The organism is Virgibacillus dakarensis (assembly GCF_900155625.1).
GTDB classification, from domain to species: Bacteria; Bacillota; Bacilli; order Bacillales; family Amphibacillaceae; genus Lentibacillus_C; species Lentibacillus_C populi.
Map to the genome: position 1 here is coordinate 2,648,596 of NZ_LT732554.1, position 19,556 is coordinate 2,668,151.

Below are 19,556 nucleotides of genomic sequence, written 5' to 3' on the forward strand. Positions count from 1 at the left end.
GTAAAATGGCGCTTGTTGGCGTAATCATGGGCAGTATATCGGATTGGGAAACAATGAAGCATACATGTGACGTGCTGGATGAATTGCAGATCCCGTATGAAAAAGAGATTATTTCCGCCCATCGGACACCAGATGAGATGTTCAACTATGCAAAATCAGCCCGGGAACGTGGTTTGAAGGTGATTGTTGCTGGTGCGGGTGGCGCAGCACATCTGCCGGGAATGGTGGCAGCACAAACGACATTGCCTGTTATTGGTGTTCCTGTTCAAAGCAAGGCATTGAATGGGCTTGATTCCTTGTTATCCATTGTGCAAATGCCTGGTGGTGTTCCAACAGCGACGGTAGCCATTGGTAAGGCAGGTGCGATAAACGCTGGAATCCTGGCTGCACAAATGATCGGGGCTTTTAACGATGATGTTGTGGGGAGACTAACGCAGTATCGTGACAAAATGCAGGCAAAGGTTGCGGAAATGAGGGAAGATCTTGCAAAAAAATAATGTGATTTTACCACCAAAGATGATCGGCATTATCGGCGGCGGACAGCTTGGAAGAATGATGGCAATTGCGGCGCGGCATATGGGGTATACGATTGCGGTTCTTGATCCAACACCAAATTGTCCGACAGCGCAAGTAGCGGATGAACATATTGTTGCGGCATACGACGATATGGAAGCAATTAAGAAGCTGACGGAAATCAGTGATGTGGTCACATACGAATTTGAAAATGTTGACCTTACAGCCGCTAAATATATAGAAGCAAAGGGAAAACTGCCACAAGGTGCACATGTCTTGGAGGTCACGCAAAATCGGGAAAAAGAGAAACAGCAAATGAAGGAAGCGGGATTACCGGTTCCAGACTTTTCGATCGTAACAAACGGGGAAGAATGCAAGACTGCTTTAGAAAACACCACATTTCCCGCTGTAATCAAAACATGCCGTGGCGGTTACGACGGCAAGGGTCAACTCAAACTGACCGGGAAAAGCGAAGAACAAGAGGCAATCGAATTCACTGAAAAGCACCAGCATTGCATTATCGAACAATGGGTGCCGTTTGATAAAGAAATCTCGGTTGTGTTTACGAGAACGCAAAATGGCGGATTAGAAATTTTTCCGATTGCAGAGAATACACACAAGGATCATATTCTGTATCAGACTGAAGCCCCGGCATCCATTAGTGAACAGGTAAGGATTAAAGCGGTTGAGGCAGCAACGATCTTAGCTGAAAAAATGCAGATCGTTGGTACATTTGCGATTGAAATGTTCGTAAAAGGGGACGAAATCTACTTAAATGAAATGGCACCGAGGCCGCATAATTCTGGCCATTACACGATTGAAGCGTGTAATATATCACAATTCGGGCAGCATATTCGCGCAATTTGCGGGTTGCCGTTAACCCCAGTAAGACAGCTTCAAAAAGCGGCAATGGTGAATATTCTTGGTGACGATATGGAGCATGCATTAACGAAAATGCCGGTCCTGGAAAAGGGATCCTTCCATTTGTATGGAAAAGCTGGCGTTAAGCCAAAACGAAAAATGGGGCATGTGACGTTTACCGCAAGCAAGGATGAAGAAGTTAGTGATTTGGTAAATGCATATAGGAGGAAAAACAATGATTGATCGTTATACACGTGAGGAAATAGGAAATATTTGGACGGATGAAAATAAATTTAAGGCTTGGCTGGAAGTAGAGATTTTGGCATGTGAGGCCTGGAGTGAGCTTGGCGTCATCCCAAAAGAAGACGTTGCCAAGATACGACAACATGCTTCATTTGATATCAATCGCATTTATGAGATTGAGCAGGAAACACGACATGATGTTGTCGCATTTACCAGGGCCGTTTCCGAAACACTCGGGGAAGAGCGGAAATGGATCCACTACGGATTAACGTCTACGGATGTTGTTGATACAGCTCTTTCTTATCTATTAAAGCAAGCAAATAACATCATTCGGAAGGATATCACCAATTTTGTCGAAATACTAAAAGCGAAAGCAATTGAACATAAGCATACGGTTATGATGGGTAGGACGCATGGTGTTCACGCGGAGCCGACAACATTTGGGCTAAAGCTTGCATTGTGGTATGAAGAAATGAAACGGAATCTGGAGCGTTTTGAGTTGGCAGCGAAACAGATTGAATTTGGCAAGTTATCTGGTGCAGTTGGAACGTACGCCAATATTGACCCGGCTGTTGAAGCCTATGTTTGTGACAAATTAGGACTGACACCTGCACCGGTATCAACGCAGACCCTGCAGCGTGATCGCCATGCTAATTACGTTGCCGCACTGGCACTTGTTGCAACGTCGATCGAGAAGTTTGCAACGGAGATCCGCGGTTTGCAAAAAACGGAAACACGGGAAGTAGAAGAGTTTTTCGCAAAAGGACAAAAAGGGTCATCGGCAATGCCGCATAAGCGCAACCCGATTGGTTCAGAAAATATGACAGGGATGGCACGGGTTGTACGCGGACATGTCGTTACGGCGTACGAAAATGTTTCCTTATGGCATGAACGAGATATCTCCCATTCCTCTGCAGAACGAGTGATTTTGCCGGATACAACAATCGCCTTGAACTATATGCTAAATCGCTTTGGGAATATTGTGAAAAACCTTACAGTGTTCCCGGAAAATATGAAAAAGAACATTGATAAGACACATGGGGTTATTTTTTCACAGCGTGTGCTTCTAGCCCTTATTGACAAAGGCATGACGCGTGAAGCGGCGTACGATCTCGTGCAGCCGAAAGCAATGCAGGCATGGGAAACGGAAACCCATTTCAAAGAGCTGGTGGAACAAAGTGAACGAATTACGAGCAAGTTGTCACAGGAAGAAATAGACGATTGCTTCGATTATACGTACCACTTGAAAAATGTTGACCGGATATTTGCGCGAATCGGACTGAATTAGTAAGTTGCAAAAAGAGGAAGTGCAGTGACTCTGGTTAGACTATTAGAAAAAGCTTCCATGATCTTTTTGCACATCCTATAAAACGGGGGGAATATCGTGAAGGCGGAACTTTTATATGAAGGAAAGGCAAAAAAGGTCTATCGGAAAGAAGGAACAATGGATCAGCTTGTTTTGGCTTACAAAAATGATGCGACCGCATTTAACGGGAAAAAGAAAGCGAGTTTTTCCGGGAAAGGCCGATTGAACAATGCAATTTCTGCACAGATTTTCCCGTATCTTCTGGAAAATGGAGTGGAAACCCATTTTATTGAAAAAATAAATGAGACGGAGCAGCTCGTTTGGCAAACGGAAATTATTCCACTAGAGGTTGTTGTTCGTAATCTTGCTGCTGGAAGCATTACGAAACGGCTGGCAATCGAGGTGAAAACACCTTTTGACCCGCCTGTCTTAGAGCTTTTTTATAAAGATGATGCATTGAACGATCCGTTAATCAATGATCAGCATGCATTTGTGTTATGTAATGTGACAGAGGCGGAACTGGAGGAGATTAAAAAAACAGCACTAAAGGTTAATCGAGTATTATCCGAATTGTTTCAATCTATTAACCTCAAGCTGGTAGATTTCAAGCTTGAGTTTGGCAGGCTTGCTAGTGGGTGTATCGTGCTTGCTGATGAAATTTCCCCGGACACATGCCGCTTGTGGGATCTGGATACCGAAGAAAAAATGGATAAAGACGTATTCCGCGAAGATATTGGTGATTTGCTGGGAGTATATAACGAGATTTTAAGGCGACTGGAGGACAGATCATGAAAAAGGTAATCGTGTTTATTACGTTAAAGCAAGGAGTGCTTGATCCTCAGGGGAAAGCAGTGCAAACGTCACTACATTCGCTTGGATTTCAGGAGGTGGAAGAAGCACGTATCGGCAAATATATTGAGCTGTATGTGGAAGACCAGGAAAATGTTAGTGAACGTGTGCAAGCAATGTGTGAACAATTGCTGGCCAATCCAGTTATAGAAGACTACCGTTTTGAGATAGAGGAGGCTGTTCACTCGTGAAATTTGCCGTCATTGTTTTTCCAGGATCAAATTGTGACCGGGATATGTATCATGCGGTGAAAGATATTCTGGGCGAGGAAGCGGATCTCGTTTGGTATGAAAATAGCAACCTTGCAAACTATGATGCGATTCTATTACCAGGTGGATTTTCCTATGGCGACTATTTGCGTTCCGGATCGATCGCTGCAACATCTGATTGTCTTAAACAAATCAAAGCACATGCGGCTAAAGGGAAGCCCGTATTAGGTGTTTGTAACGGATTTCAGATTTTGCTGGAGGCGGGCCTGCTTCCAGGAGCAATGCTGTGCAACAAAAATCTCGCGTTTATGTGTCATCAGGAAAAGTTAAGAGTTGCTAACCATACAACATTGTTTACCAGTGAATATGAGGAAAATGAGATCGTTCAGTTTCCAATTGCTCACGGAGAAGGCAATTATTTTTGTGATGAGGCGACAATTAAAGAATTACGGAAAAATAAACAAATCGTTTTCACATATGAAGCGAACCCGAATGGATCGACGGAGGATATTGCCGGGATTATCAACAGAGAAGGGAATGTCCTAGGCATGATGCCACATCCGGAGCGTGCGGTGGAGGCATTGCTTGGCAGTGCTGACGGCTTAAAAGTCTTTCAGTCAATCGTAATGAATTGGAGGAATTCCTATGTTGCAAGTGTCTGAGATCAGCCCGGAACAAATTGAAACGGATAAAATCTATCGAGGCATGGGCCTCTCCGAACAGGAATATAACATGGTGAAGGCGATTCTAAAACGCCGGCCCAATTTTACGGAAATAGGGATTTTTTCTGTCATGTGGTCAGAGCATTGCAGTTATAAAACGTCAAAGCCTTTACTGAAGAAGTTCCCGACGAAAGCAGCCAATGTTCTACAGGGTCCTGGTGAAGGGGCTGGAATCATTGATATTGGTGATAACCAGGCAGTCGTATTTAAGGTGGAAAGCCATAACCATCCATCGGCAGTGGAGCCATATCAAGGTGCAGCAACAGGTGTTGGTGGAATTATTCGTGATGTTTTTTCGATGGGGGCACGTCCTATCGCTCTGCTTAACTCGCTCCGGTTTGGCAATTTAACGTCGGACCGGGTGAAGTATTTATTTCAGGAAGTCGTTCACGGAATTGCCGGATATGGGAACTGTGTCGGTGTGCCAACGGTTGGTGGTGAGGTACAGTTTGATGATAACTATGAGGGAAATCCACTTGTTAATGCGATGTGCGTTGGGCTAATTAACCATGAAGACATTCAAAAAGGGGTTGCAGCAGGAGTCGGTAATACGGTTATCTATGCTGGTGCGGCGACAGGCCGTGACGGTATCCATGGAGCAACGTTTGCTTCCGATGATCTTGCCGAAGATGCGAATAAGGACCGTCCGGCAGTTCAGGTCGGTGATCCATTTATGGAAAAACTGTTAATTGAAGCTTGTTTAGAAGTGATTCATTCCGATGCATTAGTGGGCATGCAGGATATGGGGGCGGCAGGATTGACTTCATCAGCGAGTGAGATGGCAAGCTCAGCAGGAACAGGTATGGAAATGAATCTTGACCTTGTGCCACAGCGAGAATTAAACATGACCGCCTATGAATTAATGCTATCCGAATCCCAGGAACGGATGCTGCTTGTTGTTAAAAAAGGCCGCGAACAGGAAATCATTGATGTTTTTGAGAAATATGGGCTACAAGCAGTTGCGGTCGGTGAAGTGATCGAAGAAAAAACATTTCGCCTGATTCACCATGGGAATATTGTAGCGGATATACCAGTGGATGCTTTGGCGGAAGAGGCACCAGTCTATCATATGTTGTCTGAAGAACCGGAATATTTCAGGAGGTTCCAGCAGATGGAGGAAAGTATCCCCCATGTAGAAAATTTTACTGGAACACTAAAAGCGCTATTGGAACAGCCGACAATTGCCAGTAAAGAATGGGTTTATGACCAATATGATTCCATGGTCCAGACTAATACTGTTATTACCCCGGGATCGGATGCAGCAATCGTCCGGATAAAAGGAACGGATAAAGCACTTGCCATGACCACAGACTGCAACTCCAGGTACATGTATCTGGATCCGGAAACCGGCGGGAAAGTCGCGGTTGCCGAGGCAGCAAGGAATATCGTTTGTTCCGGTGCAACGCCGCTTGGGCTTACGGACGGATTGAATTTTGGTAATCCAACAAGACATGAGATTTTTTGGCAAATGGAAAAAAGTGTTGCTGGTATGAGTGCTGCTTGCCGCTTATTGAAAACACCGGTCATCAGCGGAAATGTGTCCCTGTATAACGAATCAAAGGGAAAAGCAATTTTTCCGACACCGGTTGTCGGAATGGTTGGTCTGATTGAATCATTAGACCATGTAACATCTAGCTTTTTTCAGCGAGCAGGAGACGTGATTTTCTTAATTGGCGAGACAAAGCCGGAATTTGGTGGTAGTGAACTACAGAACATATTGGCAGAAGGGGATACTGATGAAATCTATTCCGGCAAAGCGCCAGCCATTGATTTAGAAGTGGAGGCAAAACGGCAAAGCCAGTTGTTGGATGCTATCCGCCAAAGTATCGTTCAATCGGCACATGACCTTTCTGAGGGTGGCCTAGCGGTTGCTTTGGCTGAAAGTGTGTTTACGGATAAAGGTTTAGGTGTACGTGCAGCTTTATCTGGTGATATGACCGTTGAACTGTTTAGTGAAACACAATCCCGGTTTCTTGTTTCGGTAAAACCGGAAGATGTGGAACGCTTTAAAGAAATTATTGATGATGCACGGCAAATTGGAGTTGTCACAGACGATGGTCAGTATACCATATTCGGCAATGGCAAACAGGTAATTGCAGAAGATGCTGAGGCACTTTGTCAACGTTGGAAAGGAGCTATTCCATGCTTGCTGAAATCAAAGGTATAAACGAAGAGTGCGGCGTTTTTGGAATATGGGGTCATGAAAAAGCAGCCGAGCTTACGTATTACGGATTGCATGCATTACAGCATCGCGGCCAGGAAGGTGCCGGTGTTGTTGTGAGCGACGGTGAGGTGCTAAAGGCACATAAAGGCTTGGGATTAGTAAACGAAGTATTTAAGGATGCCAACTTTGCTGAACTTTCCGGACGTGTAGCTGTCGGTCATGTCCGTTACACGACACAAGGTGGCAGTAGCTTGGAGAATGTACAGCCGTTATTATTTCGTTCCCAGGCGGCGAGCCTTGCTTTGGCGCATAATGGTAATATTATGAATGCTCATCAGCTGCGCGGAGAGCTGGAGAACATGGGTAGTATTCTGCAAACAACATCAGACACTGAAGTGCTTGCCCATTTGATTAAACGTGATGGGCAAGACACAACGACGGAAACCATTGCCCGGGCACTTAATAAAATTGTTGGTGCCTATGCGTTCCTTATTTTAAAAGAGGATAAAATGTTTGCAGCGCTTGACCCTAGTGGGATACGTCCGTTATCCATTGGCAGGCTGGGGGATGCATATGTCGTCGCGTCGGAAACATGTGCGTTTGATCAGATTGGTGCGACATTTGTTCGTGAAGTTTTACCGGGAGAGCTTGTGACAATTAGTGATGCCGGCATTGAATCCGAGCGGTTTGCCATTCGTGAACAGCGAAAAATGTGTGCGATGGAATATGTTTATTTGTCAAGACCCGATAGTGATGTGAATCGGGTCAATGTACATGCGTCAAGGAAGCGCATGGGTATGGAACTAGCCAAGGAAGCCCCAGCCAATGCGGATATTGTGGTTGGTGTCCCGGATTCCAGTATTTCGGCTGCAATTGGATATGCAGAGGAAAGCGGTTTGCCATACGAAATGGGCATCATCAAGAATCGTTATGTTGGCCGAACGTTTATTCAACCATCCCAGGAATTGCGGGAACAAGGGGTGAAAATGAAGCTCGCGCCAGTTCGGGGAATTGTCGAAGGAAAACGGATTGTGATGATCGATGATTCGATTGTAAGGGGAACAACGAGTAGGCGAATTGTGCAAATGCTAAAAAGTGCAGGTGCTAAAGAGGTACATGTGCGGATCGCCTCCCCTTCCATTCAGCACCCATGCTATTACGGAATTGATATGTCGACGAGAAACGAGCTCATTGCAGCGAATTATACCGTTAATGAAATTTGCGACATCATTGGTGCGGATAGTGTTGCCTATTTATCGGAAAAAGGGTTGGAAAAGGCAATCGTCAAGGATAAAAGCCTTAATCAGGGTATCTGTACAGCTTGTATGACTGGCAATTATCCTGTTAAGGAACAGGGGCAGACACCTGTAATGGTAACACACTAAGGGGGGAAAAGGAGGAGAAACATGTCCAATCGGTATAAAGAAGCTGGGGTCGATGTGGAAAAAGGCTACCAAGCTGTAGAATTAATGAAAAAGCATATTGCCAAAACGAACCGTAAAGAGGTGCTTGGCGGGATCGGGGCATTTGCCGGATTATTTGATCTAAGTGACTTCCGTTTTAAAGAACCCGTACTTGTCTCCGGAACTGATGGTGTTGGCACGAAGCTGAAACTAGCCCACCAGCTCGGGAAACATGATTCGGTCGGTATTGATTTAGTTGCCATGTGTGTAAACGATATTGTCGCACAAGGGGCACAGCCGCTATTTTTCCTGGATTACATCGCCTGTGGAAAAAATGACCCAGCGATGATTGAACAAATCGTAGCGGGTGTTGCTGCAGGTTGTGTTCAGGCAGGAGCTGCATTAATCGGCGGTGAGACTGCAGAAATGCCTGGGATGTATCAGGATGATGAATACGATCTTGCCGGATTTACGGTCGGTATTGCGGAAAAAGCACAGCTGATAACTGGTAAATCAATCAAGGCAGGTGATGCGATCATCGGGTTGCCGTCAAGTGGAATCCATTCCAATGGGTATTCCCTTGTCAGAAAGTTAATCGCTGACCTTGATGTAACGCAAAATGCTGCCGGGATGAAGCAGCCTTTACAGGATGTACTGCTTGAGCCGACAAAAATATATGCTAAACCGATTAAAGCCCTCATGGAGAAAGTAGCGGTAAAGGGGATTTCCCACATTACCGGTGGTGGATTTTATGAAAATCTTCCCCGCATGTTACCACGAGGACTCGGTGTTTCGATTGATCGTGCAAGCTGGGATAAACCAGAAATCTTCACGTTATTGCAGGGTCTGGGGAATATGTCCGATGATGAAATGTTCGGTGTCTTTAATATGGGCATTGGTATGGCTGTTGTTGTCGATCAACATGATGCACTTCAAGCTGTTGATCTATTACAGGGAAATGGTGAGAAAGCCAACGTAATTGGGTTTGTTACAGCCGATGAAGGGGTGCAATTTTGATGGAACGCAAGAAGGCAGCAGTATTCGCATCGGGTGCGGGGAGCAACTTTCAGGCGATGATGGAAAATAAGCTTGTCTGTGACATTGTTTTGCTAGTTTGTGATAAACCCGGTGCAACCGTAATTGATAAAGCTAAGAAATTCGGTATACCCGTTTTTGTCTTTGACCCGAAACAGTATCCGACTAAACTTGATTACGAGCAGGAAATACTGGCAAAATTGCAGTTTGCTGAAGCCGAGTGGATCTTTTTGGCCGGATATATGCGGATAATCGGACCAACCTTACTAAAACACTACAGGAAAAAAATCATAAATATTCATCCATCATTATTACCAGCATTTCCGGGGAAAGATGCAATTGATCAAGCTTATGTGGCAAAGGCTAAAACGACAGGTGTAACGATTCATTATGTTGACGAAGGAATTGACACCGGTCCGATCATTGCACAGCGTCAGGTCGAGATTTTACCCGGTGACACAAAGGAAACACTAAAGATGCGAATTCAGCGGGTTGAGCATCAATTGTACCCACAAGTAATCAATCAAATTTTAGGCAAACAACAGGGAGTGTCTTGATGAAAAAGCGAGCATTAATCAGCGTTTCAGATAAAACAAACATCGAAGTTTTGGCAAAAGGACTTATTGACAATGATTACGAAATTGTTTCAACCGGTGGCACGTTAAAAGCGATCCAAAATGCTGGTATCAAAGCTAGGGCTGTCGAAGAAATTACCGGATTTCCGGAAATATTGGATGGCAGGGTAAAGACGCTTCACCCATTTATTCATGCGAGTCTTTTAGCAAAAAGAGAAAACAACCGTCACCAGGAACAGTTGCAAGAAATTAGTGTCACCCCAATTGATTTAGTCGCTGTCAATTTATATCCCTTCAAAGCAACTTTAGAAAAAGCGGGCGTGACGGAAGATGAAATTGTGGAAAATATCGATATTGGCGGACCTACTATGTTGCGTTCGGCTGCAAAAAATTACCCAGACGTAACAGTAGTTGTTGATCCTGATGATTATGAAGCCGTACTTGCGGCGATCCAAACAAATACGCTAGACGAAGCAAAGCGAAAAGAACTTGCCGCCAAGGTGTTTCGCCATACGGCAAACTATGATGCGATGATTGCAAACTATTTCACAGAAGAGCCTTACCCTGAAGTCCTTACGAAAACATATGAAAAGGTGCAAACATTGCGTTATGGGGAAAATCCGCATCAGACAGCAGCATTCTATCAGGATGTTCGTCATACAGCAGGAACACTTGCTGGCGCGAAACAGCTTCACGGCAAAGAGCTTTCCTATAATAATATTCAGGATGCCAATGCAGCACTTGAAATTATTGCCGATTTCGACGAGCCAGCTGCTGTAGCGGTTAAACATATGAATCCATGTGGGATTGGCATTGGTGATACGGCTGAAACCGCATTTGCCGGAGCATATGACGCTGATCCGGTTTCTATTTTTGGTGGAATTGTAGCTGTCAATCGTGAAATTGACGTAAAGATAGCGAAAAAACTGAGTAACATATTCCTGGAAATTGTTATTGCACCAGATTTTAGTGACGATGCATTTGCCATGTTAACGAAAAAGAAAAATATCCGGCTGCTGGAATTGGATAAGACGAACGGGAATACCGGCAAGCAAAAAATCACAAGTGTTATGGGCGGCATGCTCATTCAGGATTATGATACAGGAAAGGTGACCGAAGCGGATCTGGAATTCACGACGAAACGGAAGCCAACTGCACAGGAATTGGAAAACCTGTTATTTGCCTGGAAAGCGGTCAAACATGTAAAGTCAAACGCGATTGTGCTGGCAAACGATAAGCAAACGATTGGTGTTGGTGCCGGACAAATGAATCGGATTGGCGCCGCGAATATTGCCATTGAGCAGGCTGGTGAAAAAACAAAAGGAGCCGTCATGGCATCTGATGCATTTTTCCCAATGCCAGACACGGTAGAAGCAGCTGCAAAAGCAGGAATTACAGCTATTATCCAGCCTGGTGGATCGAAGCGGGACCAGGATTCAATTGATGTTTGTAATGAGTACGGCATTGCCATGGTCTTTACTGGAATGAGGCATTTTAAGCATTGACGAGGAAGTTCAAAAAGTGCCAAACGATAAGCGTTGATCGCTTCGTGGGCTTGGTTCTAATTTGGCGGCTTTTTGCACCCAACTTAAAAAGATATGCATTTTCACCAGATTTTTTAACACTCTATTGAAACCAAGGAGGTTGCAGATGAATATATTAGTAGTCGGTCGCGGCGGCCGCGAACATAGTATTGTGATGGCACTTGCTAAAAGTGAACGGGTGACAAAGCTTTATGCTGCACCTGGAAATGGCGGGATGGAAGAGCAGGCCACCTGTGTTGCGATTGATGAAATGGATATTGCCGGATTAGTCAAGTTTGCCAAGGAAAAGGCAATCGATCTAACCGTTGTTGGTCCGGAAAATCCACTGAATGCCGGGATTGCAAACCGCTTTCAGGAGAATGGTTTAGCCATTTTTGCACCGACGAAGGAAGCAGCCCTTTTGGAAGGAAGTAAACGTTTTGCAAAGGAATTTATGAAAAAATACGATATTCCAACAGCTGATTATGCTGCGTTTACCAATGCCGCTGATGCTAAGAAATATATTATGGACAAAGGTGCTCCAATTGTGATTAAGGCAGATGGACTTGCAGCGGGAAAAGGCGTTATCGTTGCGGAAACAGAGGTACAGGCTTTGCAGGCGGTTGATGATATGCTTGTTGGGCAAAAGTATGCCGAGGCAGGTGCGATGATCGTCATTGAAGAATGCCTAACTGGCCGGGAATTTTCACTAATGGCGTTTGTTGATAAAGGAGATGTCTATCCGCTGCTTCCAGCAAGAGATCATAAACGCGCATTTGACGGAGATGAGGGGCCGAACACTGGTGGAATGGGAGCATATGCACCAGTTCCCGATATTTCCGGAGATGTACTTGATTACACCTACAAGGATATCCTGAAAAAAGCAGCAGATGGGTTAATTGTAGAAGGACGTCCGTTTACCGGGATATTATATGCAGGTTTAATGATGACACCAGATGGTCCGAAAGTTATTGAATTTAACACCCGCTTTGGTGACCCGGAGACACAAGTGGTATTGCCATTAATGAAAAATGATCTGCTTGAAGTAATGGTGGACGTAATGGATGGAAGGGACCCTAATCTGGAATGGAACGATGGTTTCTGTACCGGGGTTGTTGTAGCTTCGAAAGGTTACCCAGGTTCCTATCAAAAAGGTGTGGAATTACCGGAAATTGCGCTTGGTGAAAATTCCTTTATCGTGCATGCAGGAACAACACGTGTGAATGAAACATATCAGTCCGATGGCGGCAGGGTATTGCTCGTTGGCGGCCAGAGTAACTCACCAGAAAGTGCTGCCAATATCGTATATCAGACATTAGCCAATGTGGAACCAATGGATGGGTTTTTTTATCGAAAGGATATTGGGAAACATATATTGGGCATCCTCTAGAAGGGTGTCTTTTTGCTTTGTGAAGATATTATTTGTAAAAACGGGTAACATGTTTCTGCAACTTAATAAATTTTTAATAAGTGTACTGTACAATGTATCATGAAAGCAGGTGAAAGCGTGTCGATAAAAAAGCGGCTAATTTTATCAAATATCGGTATGGTTTTGATCCCAATTGCTGCCTTTCTGTTAATTGAAATTCTGCTGGGGTATGTTGTATTTCATTTAGTTAACGGCAACGCAGATGGGAATCAATTACGATTTTTTATGATACTAAGGTTTATTGGGTTACTGGTTGTTTTAATTGTTACCAATGGGCTGCTGACATATTTCGTTGCCAGAAGTATTATTCTGCCGGTTAAGGAGCTGGTAAAAGCAGCAAACGAGATAAGCGAGGGAAATCTCGATTATCATATACAGCCAACAGGAAAAGATGAACTTGGACATTTATCGGAAACATTTGAGATGATGCGGCAAAGGTTAAAGGAAGCACGGGATCTCCAAGTCCGTTACGATGAAAACCGTAAGGAATTGATTGCCAGTATTTCACATGATTTGAAAACACCAATCACATCAATAAAAGGGTATGTAAAAGGGATACGAGATGGGGTAGCAAGTACTCCGGAAAAGATGGACCGTTATATCGAAACGATTTATTCGAAGGCAAATGAAATGGATCAATTAATTGATGAGTTATTTATGTATTCCAAGCTAGATTTACAGCAGCTTCCATTTGATTTAGAGGAATTAGATTTGCAAGCCTATTTAGCCGATTTTATTGAAGAGCTTAGTTACGAACTGGAGCAAAATAATGGATCCGTTTCATTTATGGTCAATCCGGAAGAACGTTATATTGTCAAAGCGGATCGGGAAAAATTGGGACGGGTCATATGGAATATAGTCCAAAACAGTTTAAAATACATGGATAAACATGAAAAAAAGATTAGTATCCGACTTACTCAGGAATCCGATCAGGCAGTTGTGCAAATAAGCGATAATGGAAGCGGGATATCGAAGGATGCTGTTCCTTTTGTTTTTGATCAGTTTTATCGTACCGATGCATCAAGAAATTCAGCAACTGGTGGAAGCGGGTTGGGATTAACAATTGTAAAGAGCATAATAGAGGCACATGGCGGCAGCGTTTGGGCGGAAAGTGAACTTGGGGAAGGAACAAGTATTTGCTTTACCCTTCCGAAAGGGGTGATGTGATGGTGCGGAATATATTAATTATTGAAGATGAGGCAGCTATTGCGGAGTTAGAACGTGATTACCTGGAAGTAAGCGGCTTTTCCAGTGACATTGCCGGAACTGGTGAGGAAGGATTACAGAAAGCTAAAGCAAATACGTATGACTTAATATTGCTTGATTTAATGCTACCGGGGATGGATGGATTTGAGCTATGTCAACAAATTAGAAAAATAAGGGATATTCCTATTTTAATGGTTACCGCAAGAAAAGAGGATATTGATAAAATACGCGGATTTGACCGGGGTGCTGATGATTATATTGTAAAGCCATTTAATCCAGCCGAACTTGTGGCAAGGGTAAAGGCACACATAGCAAGGTATGACCGATTAGTTAATCGAAAACAGCTAAAACATGAAATCCATGTCAGGGGATTGCACATTGATCAAAAGGCACGGAAAGTCTATGTGAATGAGGAAGAAAAAATATTAACTGCAAAGGAATTTGATTTGTTAACCTTTTTGGCAACACATCCCAATCAAGTGTTTAGTAAAGATCATCTTTTTGAACGGATATGGGGGTATGATTCAATGGGAGACATTTCAACCGTCACCGTTCATATCCGAAAAATACGGGAAAAAATTGAAGAAAACCCAGCTGAACCAGACTATATTGAAACCATTTGGGGTGTTGGCTATCGCTTTAAATAAAGAAGTACACTAGTGCCGGTGCCGGACATGGAATATCTGGGCAATAACTTAATATCATTAAAAATCATATGGAAAATGCTGAAGTTATAGTTGAACTTCAGCATTTTTTTCTAGACATTGGGATTATCGTGTGGAAAAGTTAGTATCACAGATTTCTTCAAACACCACATTAATATTAATATCCAATTATATAAATACTTTTTTTCGTATCATGGTTTCTGCAATGCATAAACTGATTATCCAGCATAACCATACAGCAATTGTGTAGGAGGTACCATATGAAAATTGCAAGGCATTGTGTGAAATGGCCACAATGATGTAGATAATCATATTGGCAAAGGCAAGAAAGAAGCTTCTTGACATCCATGAACTATGCTTTATCACGTTTTTTCTTCTAATATTGATATAGCCTAGAATTGTTGTACCAAACCATAGTGTATTTAAAACGAGAAATCCAATGGTGCTCAACCATCCTCCTGTTGCAAAAAAAGAAACGTAAACACCAGGGATAAAGTTTAACAAAATAGACAGCACATATACTCGACCATTCCAACGATGAAACTGGATATATTTCATACGCAATTTCTTAATTACGCCCAAGGGTCCAGTGATAAGGGAGATAATAGCAAAGATAATATGTAACCTGATCATCAGTACCCACAACGATTCGTTAGTTAGAACTTTATCTTTTTTAGCAAGAAAATCCTGAAAAGTGGGATCAACCATGAAGTTTTTTGAAAATGTATGCATGACCCACATGAACGACACGATTAAAAAAATGATCCAAATGTTCTTTTTCATTTATCGTTATCCTTTCCTCTTATATTTAGGCAAATAAACCATGATTTGTCATAACAAATACAACGGTAACAATAAGGAGAAATGTAAACCAGCCCAGTATATTTAGTTTGGCCATATTTCGTTGCAACACTTTGTCGGGATTCTTTGCTGGAATAACGCTTTTCAAGCCTTTTTGTATCATACCTATCAAGGCCCCAATAAGCATCAGCTGGATCAATGATAACACCACCCATAACAAGGAAGGATAAGTGGCATATCCCATTACCATCCATCCTCCAGTAATGATTAACAAAATTAATGCATAATGGCCAAAGCGGGTAAAGCCTACCAATGTTTTAACAGATATTTTTAATTCATTACCTGAACGTGACAAAAGAGATTTAAACGCAACTGGAAAAGCTAGAAAACTACCGAGCAATAAAGCACCTATTACATGAACAAATACAATAAATGAATACATAACTACAACTCCATTCTTAAGAAATACGATGTCCAATTAATTTTGATGAGGGAAGCATACCAGCCTTTGCTTCACCATACATACTGTTTCCATCTACAGAAACGATAAATTTTAAAGAAAGTCTTATAGGCTTCTTCACTTTCATAGACCACTTTAATTGATTCCCTACCTGTACAATATTGTTCAAAGTGACAATATCTCCTCCTTGCTTTGCAATTCCCGCTATACGACCATCTTCAGAAGATAAATCTAATAAAACGGAAAGATGGCCAATAGGAGTGGAAATTGTAGTATCCCATTTTCCTTGGAAATTAAAGCTCTTATCAGTTTGATTAGAGGAGCGGGAACTTGTCGCTTCCATTGGATTTTCATGTTTGCTTTCTTTAGGTGCATTTCCTTCAGCTTTCCAAACTGTGCCCCTGCGCTCGTACTCAAATAGTTGTTCCACAGCATGTGCTATACGGGGACCTAACTCTCGCTCAACTAAATAAAGCGCAACATCAAGTCCCGAAGTAACGCCACCACCAGTGATAAGATCACCGTCGTCTACAACCCGGGCATGAACTGGAATCGCATTTGTAGCTTGCAAAAGCCCTATACCCATGTGATGTGTAATTGCATGCCGATCTTCTAATAAACCACCCATTGCTAAAATGAGGGAACCACCGCAAACTGTAGATAGCAAAATATCTGGCTTTTTAATAGCTTCATTTAGTAAATTACTTAATTCTGTTTCAGTTACTTGTTGTAATTTAACTGGTATTGATTCTGGTCCATTGTCATGAACAGAACCAGATGCTCCCGGAACAAGAATAATTCCTTTACTGCTTAAATCAAGTTCACCACTTGCTTGAACCTGTAATTGATTTACTCCACTTGTCACCTTTCTCTGACCTTCAGCAGATACAAGTTTAACTGTTACTTCCTCGTTTGAGTACATTGCAGCAGCAGTAAACACTTCATAAGGAGCAATAGCGTCTAATAAATCAAATCCATCAAATAATACAATTTGAACATTCATACATATTACCTCCATTTTTCTAAATTTATATCAAGCCTTCTGGTGCTTAATTTGAACTTACGTGTCAAGGAAACTTTTTTTATTTATATAGTGGATACTCGTCTGATTGGTTCGCAATTAAAGAATAACCTTTAAGTGTCTCAAATGATGGTACATAAAGGTCACAAACTAATCACAATCCATCACAAAACATGTAGTGTCAGCTTGTTCCTTGGTGAAAAAATGATAAACTAAAAGTAGATTTCGATGGGAGATTCGTCTCTTTAGTGAGTGTCAAAGGGAAGGTGGGATTTTCGTGAGGGAATTACAGACGATTTTGGTGGTGGATGATGACAAAAGCATTGTCGAACTATTAAGAGACTTCTTGGAGAATGACGGTTTCTATGTAAAAACTGCTTATGACGCCGATCAAGCACTGTCCGCACTTAAGCAGGTTACAATTGATTGCATCATTCTTGACATCATGATGCCGGGACAAAATGGTTTCGAGTTCTGTCGGCAGGTACGAGAGGAAAGTAACATACCTATCCTTTTCTTGAGCGCCCTCAGTGATGATGTAGATAAGATTCGCGGGCTGGCACTTGGAGGGGATGATTATATAGTCAAAACCGCTACTCCGGGTGAGATAATTGCCCGAGTGAAGGCTGTATTACGACGTTCTGGTTCTCGGAAGGAGTTTAGCAGGAGGGTCTTGAATTATGGGAGCCTCACGTTGGATTTATCCACAAGAGAAGTGTTTGTGGAAGGAGGCTACATCTCCCTTACACCGAAAGAATATGAATTGTTGCGACTGTTTGCCGAGCATCCGCAAATTGTTTTTACATATGATCAATTACTGGAAAAATTTTGGGATGGGATTGGCGACAAGCATACTGTCCGCGTCCATATTAGCCGGCTACGTGAGAAAGTTGAGTCCAATCCAAACGAACCAAAATATATAGTTAACGTCTGGGGTATAGGCTACCGTTTTAAAGGAGAATAAAATGAGACCAATTCGCATTCGTACATTTTCTATACTTAGCTTGCTTTTAATCTTGATGCTGCCATGGGTATTTTACGTAACGGCCCACTTACTAACAACGAAATCACTCAGTTTCGATACGACTGATGCTCAGCAAGTAGATTTGAAAAAAATGAGTCAATTCATTGAAACAAATACAGAAAACTGGACTGATCCCAAATGGCAAGATGATCTAATAGAAAAGTTACAAGCATTGGACATGGGTGTAGAAATTTTAACAGAATCAAATCAAGAGATTTTTCGATTCTTCCCTGAGGAGGACCGCTCATTTATACGATCGGAACAGTTTTCAATTATGCAAGATGGTCGCCTATTTGGAAGAGTAATAATTTTTCAGCCGAATTCAAGAGTGGTTCAGATGATTATGGCATTTACGGGATTATTGTTAGCTTTTTTTATCATCGGTTATGTCATGAGAAGGTTCATTCTCAAACCGCTTGAGAAAATGAGCCTGGCAGTCCGACAAGTCGCAGAAGGGGATTTGGACGTCCAATTACCTGAGTCCCCGATCAAAGAAATTACGGAAGTTCATGGCGGAATTCAAATAATGACAGATAGTCTCCAAGAATCCATGCAAAAACAAGTGGAATTGGAGGAAGAACGCCGATTTATCATTGCTGCAGTCGCCCACGATTTACGGACACCATTATTCGCCTTACGAGGTTATTTGGATGGCTTGGAAAAAGGAATTGCTGATTCACCGGATAAACAAGCAAAGTATCTGGCGGTTTGTAAGGAAAAGTCAGCACAATTGGCCCGTCTTGTAGAGGAGCTTTTTACATTTACAAAGACGGAATATTTGGAGATGGAACTCAAAAAAAACACGGTTAATCTTCCGCTTTTATTACAGAAGTCGATTGACAGCCTGAATCCACTAGCTAAGCAAAACAACATCTCTATCATCGAAAAAAATTTTGGGGATGATTGTATGATCATGGGCGATTCGTATTTATTAGAGCGTGCCATGAATAACTTATTGGATAATGCTGTCAGACATACACCACACTCTGGTAAAATTTTTATCCAATGCTATAAGGACGGTAACAAAGTGGCCTTTACTATTCACGATACGGGGAAAGGTTTCTCTTCAGATGAGATTCATCATGTTTTTGAACCACTATATCGTGGTGAAGCGTCGCGAAATCGTTCAACCGGGGGGATAGGGTTAGGGTTGACTATATCAAGAAGGATCATTAGGCGACACGGGGGTGACCTTGTCGTAGATAACCATTCAGAAGGTGGTGCACTCATAAAAGGTTGGATACCAGCTCACTGTTCTACCATTTAAGGTGTTGGCTATCGCTTTAACTAAAGAAGAAGAAATACAGTAGCGCTGGAGCCGGACATGGAATTTCTGGGCAATAACTTAATATCATTAAAAATCATATGGAAAATGCTGAAGTTAATAGTTGAACTTCAGCATTTTTTTAAAGGGTAAGAAAGTATAAGAATCCCTACACTATTCCGCTCATGTCAGGGTAGGCCACGTCCGGCTCCAGCGCCCAGCGGCTAGTATGCTTCCTTCACCTCCGTACGATAAGTCAACATCGACTCCCTCTGGTCGTCGT

General features: G+C 42.7%; 19 protein-coding genes. 16 read left to right on the top strand and 3 right to left on the bottom strand.

Annotated elements, in window-relative coordinates; translation table 11 throughout:
- The first annotated feature begins 5 nt into the window (after positions 1-5).
- The 14 genes from purE to CZ382_RS22345 all read left to right on the top strand — a co-directional run bounded on the left by purE (position 6) and on the right by CZ382_RS22345 (position 14,685).
- Positions 6-497, top strand: a complete 492-nt coding sequence (gene purE / locus CZ382_RS22280; RefSeq protein ID WP_088053258.1) for a 5-(carboxyamino)imidazole ribonucleotide mutase — start codon at positions 6-8, stop codon at positions 495-497.
- Complete coding sequence (gene purK / locus CZ382_RS22285; protein WP_088053259.1) at positions 484-1,617, top strand: 5-(carboxyamino)imidazole ribonucleotide synthase; 1,134 nt, start codon at positions 484-486, stop codon at positions 1,615-1,617. The genes purE and purK overlap by 14 nt, the downstream gene beginning before the upstream one ends.
- Entirely contained in the window at positions 1,610-2,905 is a 1,296-nt protein-coding gene (gene purB, locus CZ382_RS22290; RefSeq protein ID WP_088053260.1) for an adenylosuccinate lyase, read from the top strand. The genes purK and purB overlap by 8 nt, the downstream gene beginning before the upstream one ends.
- 96 nt (positions 2,906-3,001) lie before the next feature.
- Positions 3,002-3,715, top strand: coding sequence for a phosphoribosylaminoimidazolesuccinocarboxamide synthase (gene purC, locus CZ382_RS22295; RefSeq protein WP_088053261.1), 714 nt, complete (start codon positions 3,002-3,004; stop codon positions 3,713-3,715).
- Positions 3,712-3,963, top strand: a complete 252-nt coding sequence (gene purS / locus CZ382_RS22300; RefSeq protein ID WP_088053262.1) for a phosphoribosylformylglycinamidine synthase subunit PurS — start codon at positions 3,712-3,714, stop codon at positions 3,961-3,963. Before purC ends, purS begins: the two co-directional genes overlap by 4 nt.
- Positions 3,960-4,643: a phosphoribosylformylglycinamidine synthase subunit PurQ gene (gene purQ, locus CZ382_RS22305; protein WP_088053263.1), complete on the top strand. Its 684-nt coding sequence runs from the start codon at positions 3,960-3,962 to the stop codon at positions 4,641-4,643. The genes purS and purQ overlap by 4 nt, the downstream gene beginning before the upstream one ends.
- A complete protein-coding gene (purL, locus tag CZ382_RS22310; RefSeq protein WP_088053264.1) occupies positions 4,627-6,870 on the top strand; it encodes a phosphoribosylformylglycinamidine synthase subunit PurL in 2,244 nt (747 codons plus the stop codon). Before purQ ends, purL begins: the two co-directional genes overlap by 17 nt.
- Positions 6,846-8,252 carry an amidophosphoribosyltransferase gene (gene purF, locus CZ382_RS22315; RefSeq protein ID WP_088053265.1) on the top strand — a complete coding sequence of 469 codons (1,407 nt, stop codon included), beginning with the start codon at positions 6,846-6,848 and terminating at the stop codon, positions 8,250-8,252. The genes purL and purF overlap by 25 nt, the downstream gene beginning before the upstream one ends.
- A 21-nt stretch (positions 8,253-8,273) precedes the next feature.
- On the top strand, positions 8,274-9,287 hold the full coding sequence (purM, locus tag CZ382_RS22320) for a phosphoribosylformylglycinamidine cyclo-ligase (protein WP_088053266.1): 1,014 nt from the start codon (positions 8,274-8,276) through the stop codon (positions 9,285-9,287).
- Positions 9,287-9,862, top strand: a complete 576-nt coding sequence (gene purN, locus CZ382_RS22325) for a phosphoribosylglycinamide formyltransferase (RefSeq protein WP_088053267.1) — start codon at positions 9,287-9,289, stop codon at positions 9,860-9,862. Before purM ends, purN begins: the two co-directional genes overlap by 1 nt.
- Complete coding sequence (gene purH, locus CZ382_RS22330; protein WP_088053268.1) at positions 9,862-11,385, top strand: bifunctional phosphoribosylaminoimidazolecarboxamide formyltransferase/IMP cyclohydrolase; 1,524 nt, start codon at positions 9,862-9,864, stop codon at positions 11,383-11,385. Before purN ends, purH begins: the two co-directional genes overlap by 1 nt.
- Before the next feature lie 145 nt (positions 11,386-11,530).
- The gene (purD, locus tag CZ382_RS22335; RefSeq protein ID WP_088053269.1) at positions 11,531-12,793 is read left to right on the top strand and encodes a phosphoribosylamine--glycine ligase; all 1,263 of its coding nucleotides are present in this window, start codon (positions 11,531-11,533) and stop codon (positions 12,791-12,793) included.
- A gap of 117 nt (positions 12,794-12,910) precedes the next feature.
- Complete coding sequence (locus CZ382_RS22340; protein WP_088053270.1) at positions 12,911-13,999, top strand: sensor histidine kinase; 1,089 nt, start codon at positions 12,911-12,913, stop codon at positions 13,997-13,999.
- A 2-nt stretch (positions 14,000-14,001) separates the two neighbouring features.
- A complete protein-coding gene (locus tag CZ382_RS22345; RefSeq protein ID WP_088053586.1) occupies positions 14,002-14,685 on the top strand; it encodes a response regulator transcription factor in 684 nt (227 codons plus the stop codon).
- Between the two features lie 186 nt (positions 14,686-14,871).
- Here CZ382_RS22345 and CZ382_RS22350 read toward each other — a convergent pair whose 3' ends face one another.
- Genes CZ382_RS22350 through CZ382_RS22360 form a run of 3 tightly spaced genes read right to left on the bottom strand, consistent with a single transcriptional unit; the run spans position 14,872 to position 16,967 of the window.
- Positions 14,872-15,486 carry a DUF2306 domain-containing protein gene (locus tag CZ382_RS22350; RefSeq protein ID WP_088053271.1) on the bottom strand — a complete coding sequence of 205 codons (615 nt, stop codon included), beginning with the start codon at positions 15,484-15,486 and terminating at the stop codon, positions 14,872-14,874.
- Between the two features lie 25 nt (positions 15,487-15,511).
- Positions 15,512-15,946 carry a hypothetical protein gene (locus tag CZ382_RS22355; protein ID WP_088053272.1) on the bottom strand — a complete coding sequence of 145 codons (435 nt, stop codon included), beginning with the start codon at positions 15,944-15,946 and terminating at the stop codon, positions 15,512-15,514.
- A 16-nt stretch (positions 15,947-15,962) separates the two neighbouring features.
- Entirely contained in the window at positions 15,963-16,967 is a 1,005-nt protein-coding gene (locus CZ382_RS22360; RefSeq protein WP_088053273.1) for a DJ-1/PfpI family protein, read from the bottom strand.
- 295 nt (positions 16,968-17,262) lie between these two features.
- Here CZ382_RS22360 and CZ382_RS22365 point away from each other — a divergent pair, with 295 nt between their 5' ends.
- Entirely contained in the window at positions 17,263-17,949 is a 687-nt protein-coding gene (locus CZ382_RS22365) for a response regulator transcription factor (protein ID WP_088053274.1), read from the top strand.
- A gap of 1 nt (position 17,950) precedes the next feature.
- Complete coding sequence (locus CZ382_RS22370; RefSeq protein WP_088053275.1) at positions 17,951-19,276, top strand: sensor histidine kinase; 1,326 nt, start codon at positions 17,951-17,953, stop codon at positions 19,274-19,276.
- Positions 19,277-19,556: the final 280 nt, after the last annotated feature.

Coding starts and splice junctions, on each gene's coding strand:
- purE (WP_088053258.1), top strand. CDS start 6: ATGGCGCTTGTTGGCGTAATCATGGGCAGTATATCGGATTGGGAAACA.
- purB (WP_088053260.1), top strand. CDS start 1,610: ATGATTGATCGTTATACACGTGAGGAAATAGGAAATATTTGGACGGAT.
- purS (WP_088053262.1), top strand. CDS start 3,712: ATGAAAAAGGTAATCGTGTTTATTACGTTAAAGCAAGGAGTGCTTGAT.
- purL (WP_088053264.1), top strand. CDS start 4,627: ATGTTGCAAGTGTCTGAGATCAGCCCGGAACAAATTGAAACGGATAAA.
- purF (WP_088053265.1), top strand. CDS start 6,846: ATGCTTGCTGAAATCAAAGGTATAAACGAAGAGTGCGGCGTTTTTGGA.
- purM (WP_088053266.1), top strand. CDS start 8,274: ATGTCCAATCGGTATAAAGAAGCTGGGGTCGATGTGGAAAAAGGCTAC.
- purN (WP_088053267.1), top strand. CDS start 9,287: ATGGAACGCAAGAAGGCAGCAGTATTCGCATCGGGTGCGGGGAGCAAC.
- purH (WP_088053268.1), top strand. CDS start 9,862: ATGAAAAAGCGAGCATTAATCAGCGTTTCAGATAAAACAAACATCGAA.
- purD (WP_088053269.1), top strand. CDS start 11,531: ATGAATATATTAGTAGTCGGTCGCGGCGGCCGCGAACATAGTATTGTG.
- CZ382_RS22350 (WP_088053271.1), bottom strand. CDS start 15,486: ATGAAAAAGAACATTTGGATCATTTTTTTAATCGTGTCGTTCATGTGG.
- CZ382_RS22355 (WP_088053272.1), bottom strand. CDS start 15,946: ATGTATTCATTTATTGTATTTGTTCATGTAATAGGTGCTTTATTGCTC.
- CZ382_RS22360 (WP_088053273.1), bottom strand. CDS start 16,967: ATGAATGTTCAAATTGTATTATTTGATGGATTTGATTTATTAGACGCT.
- CZ382_RS22370 (WP_088053275.1), top strand. CDS start 17,951: ATGAGACCAATTCGCATTCGTACATTTTCTATACTTAGCTTGCTTTTA.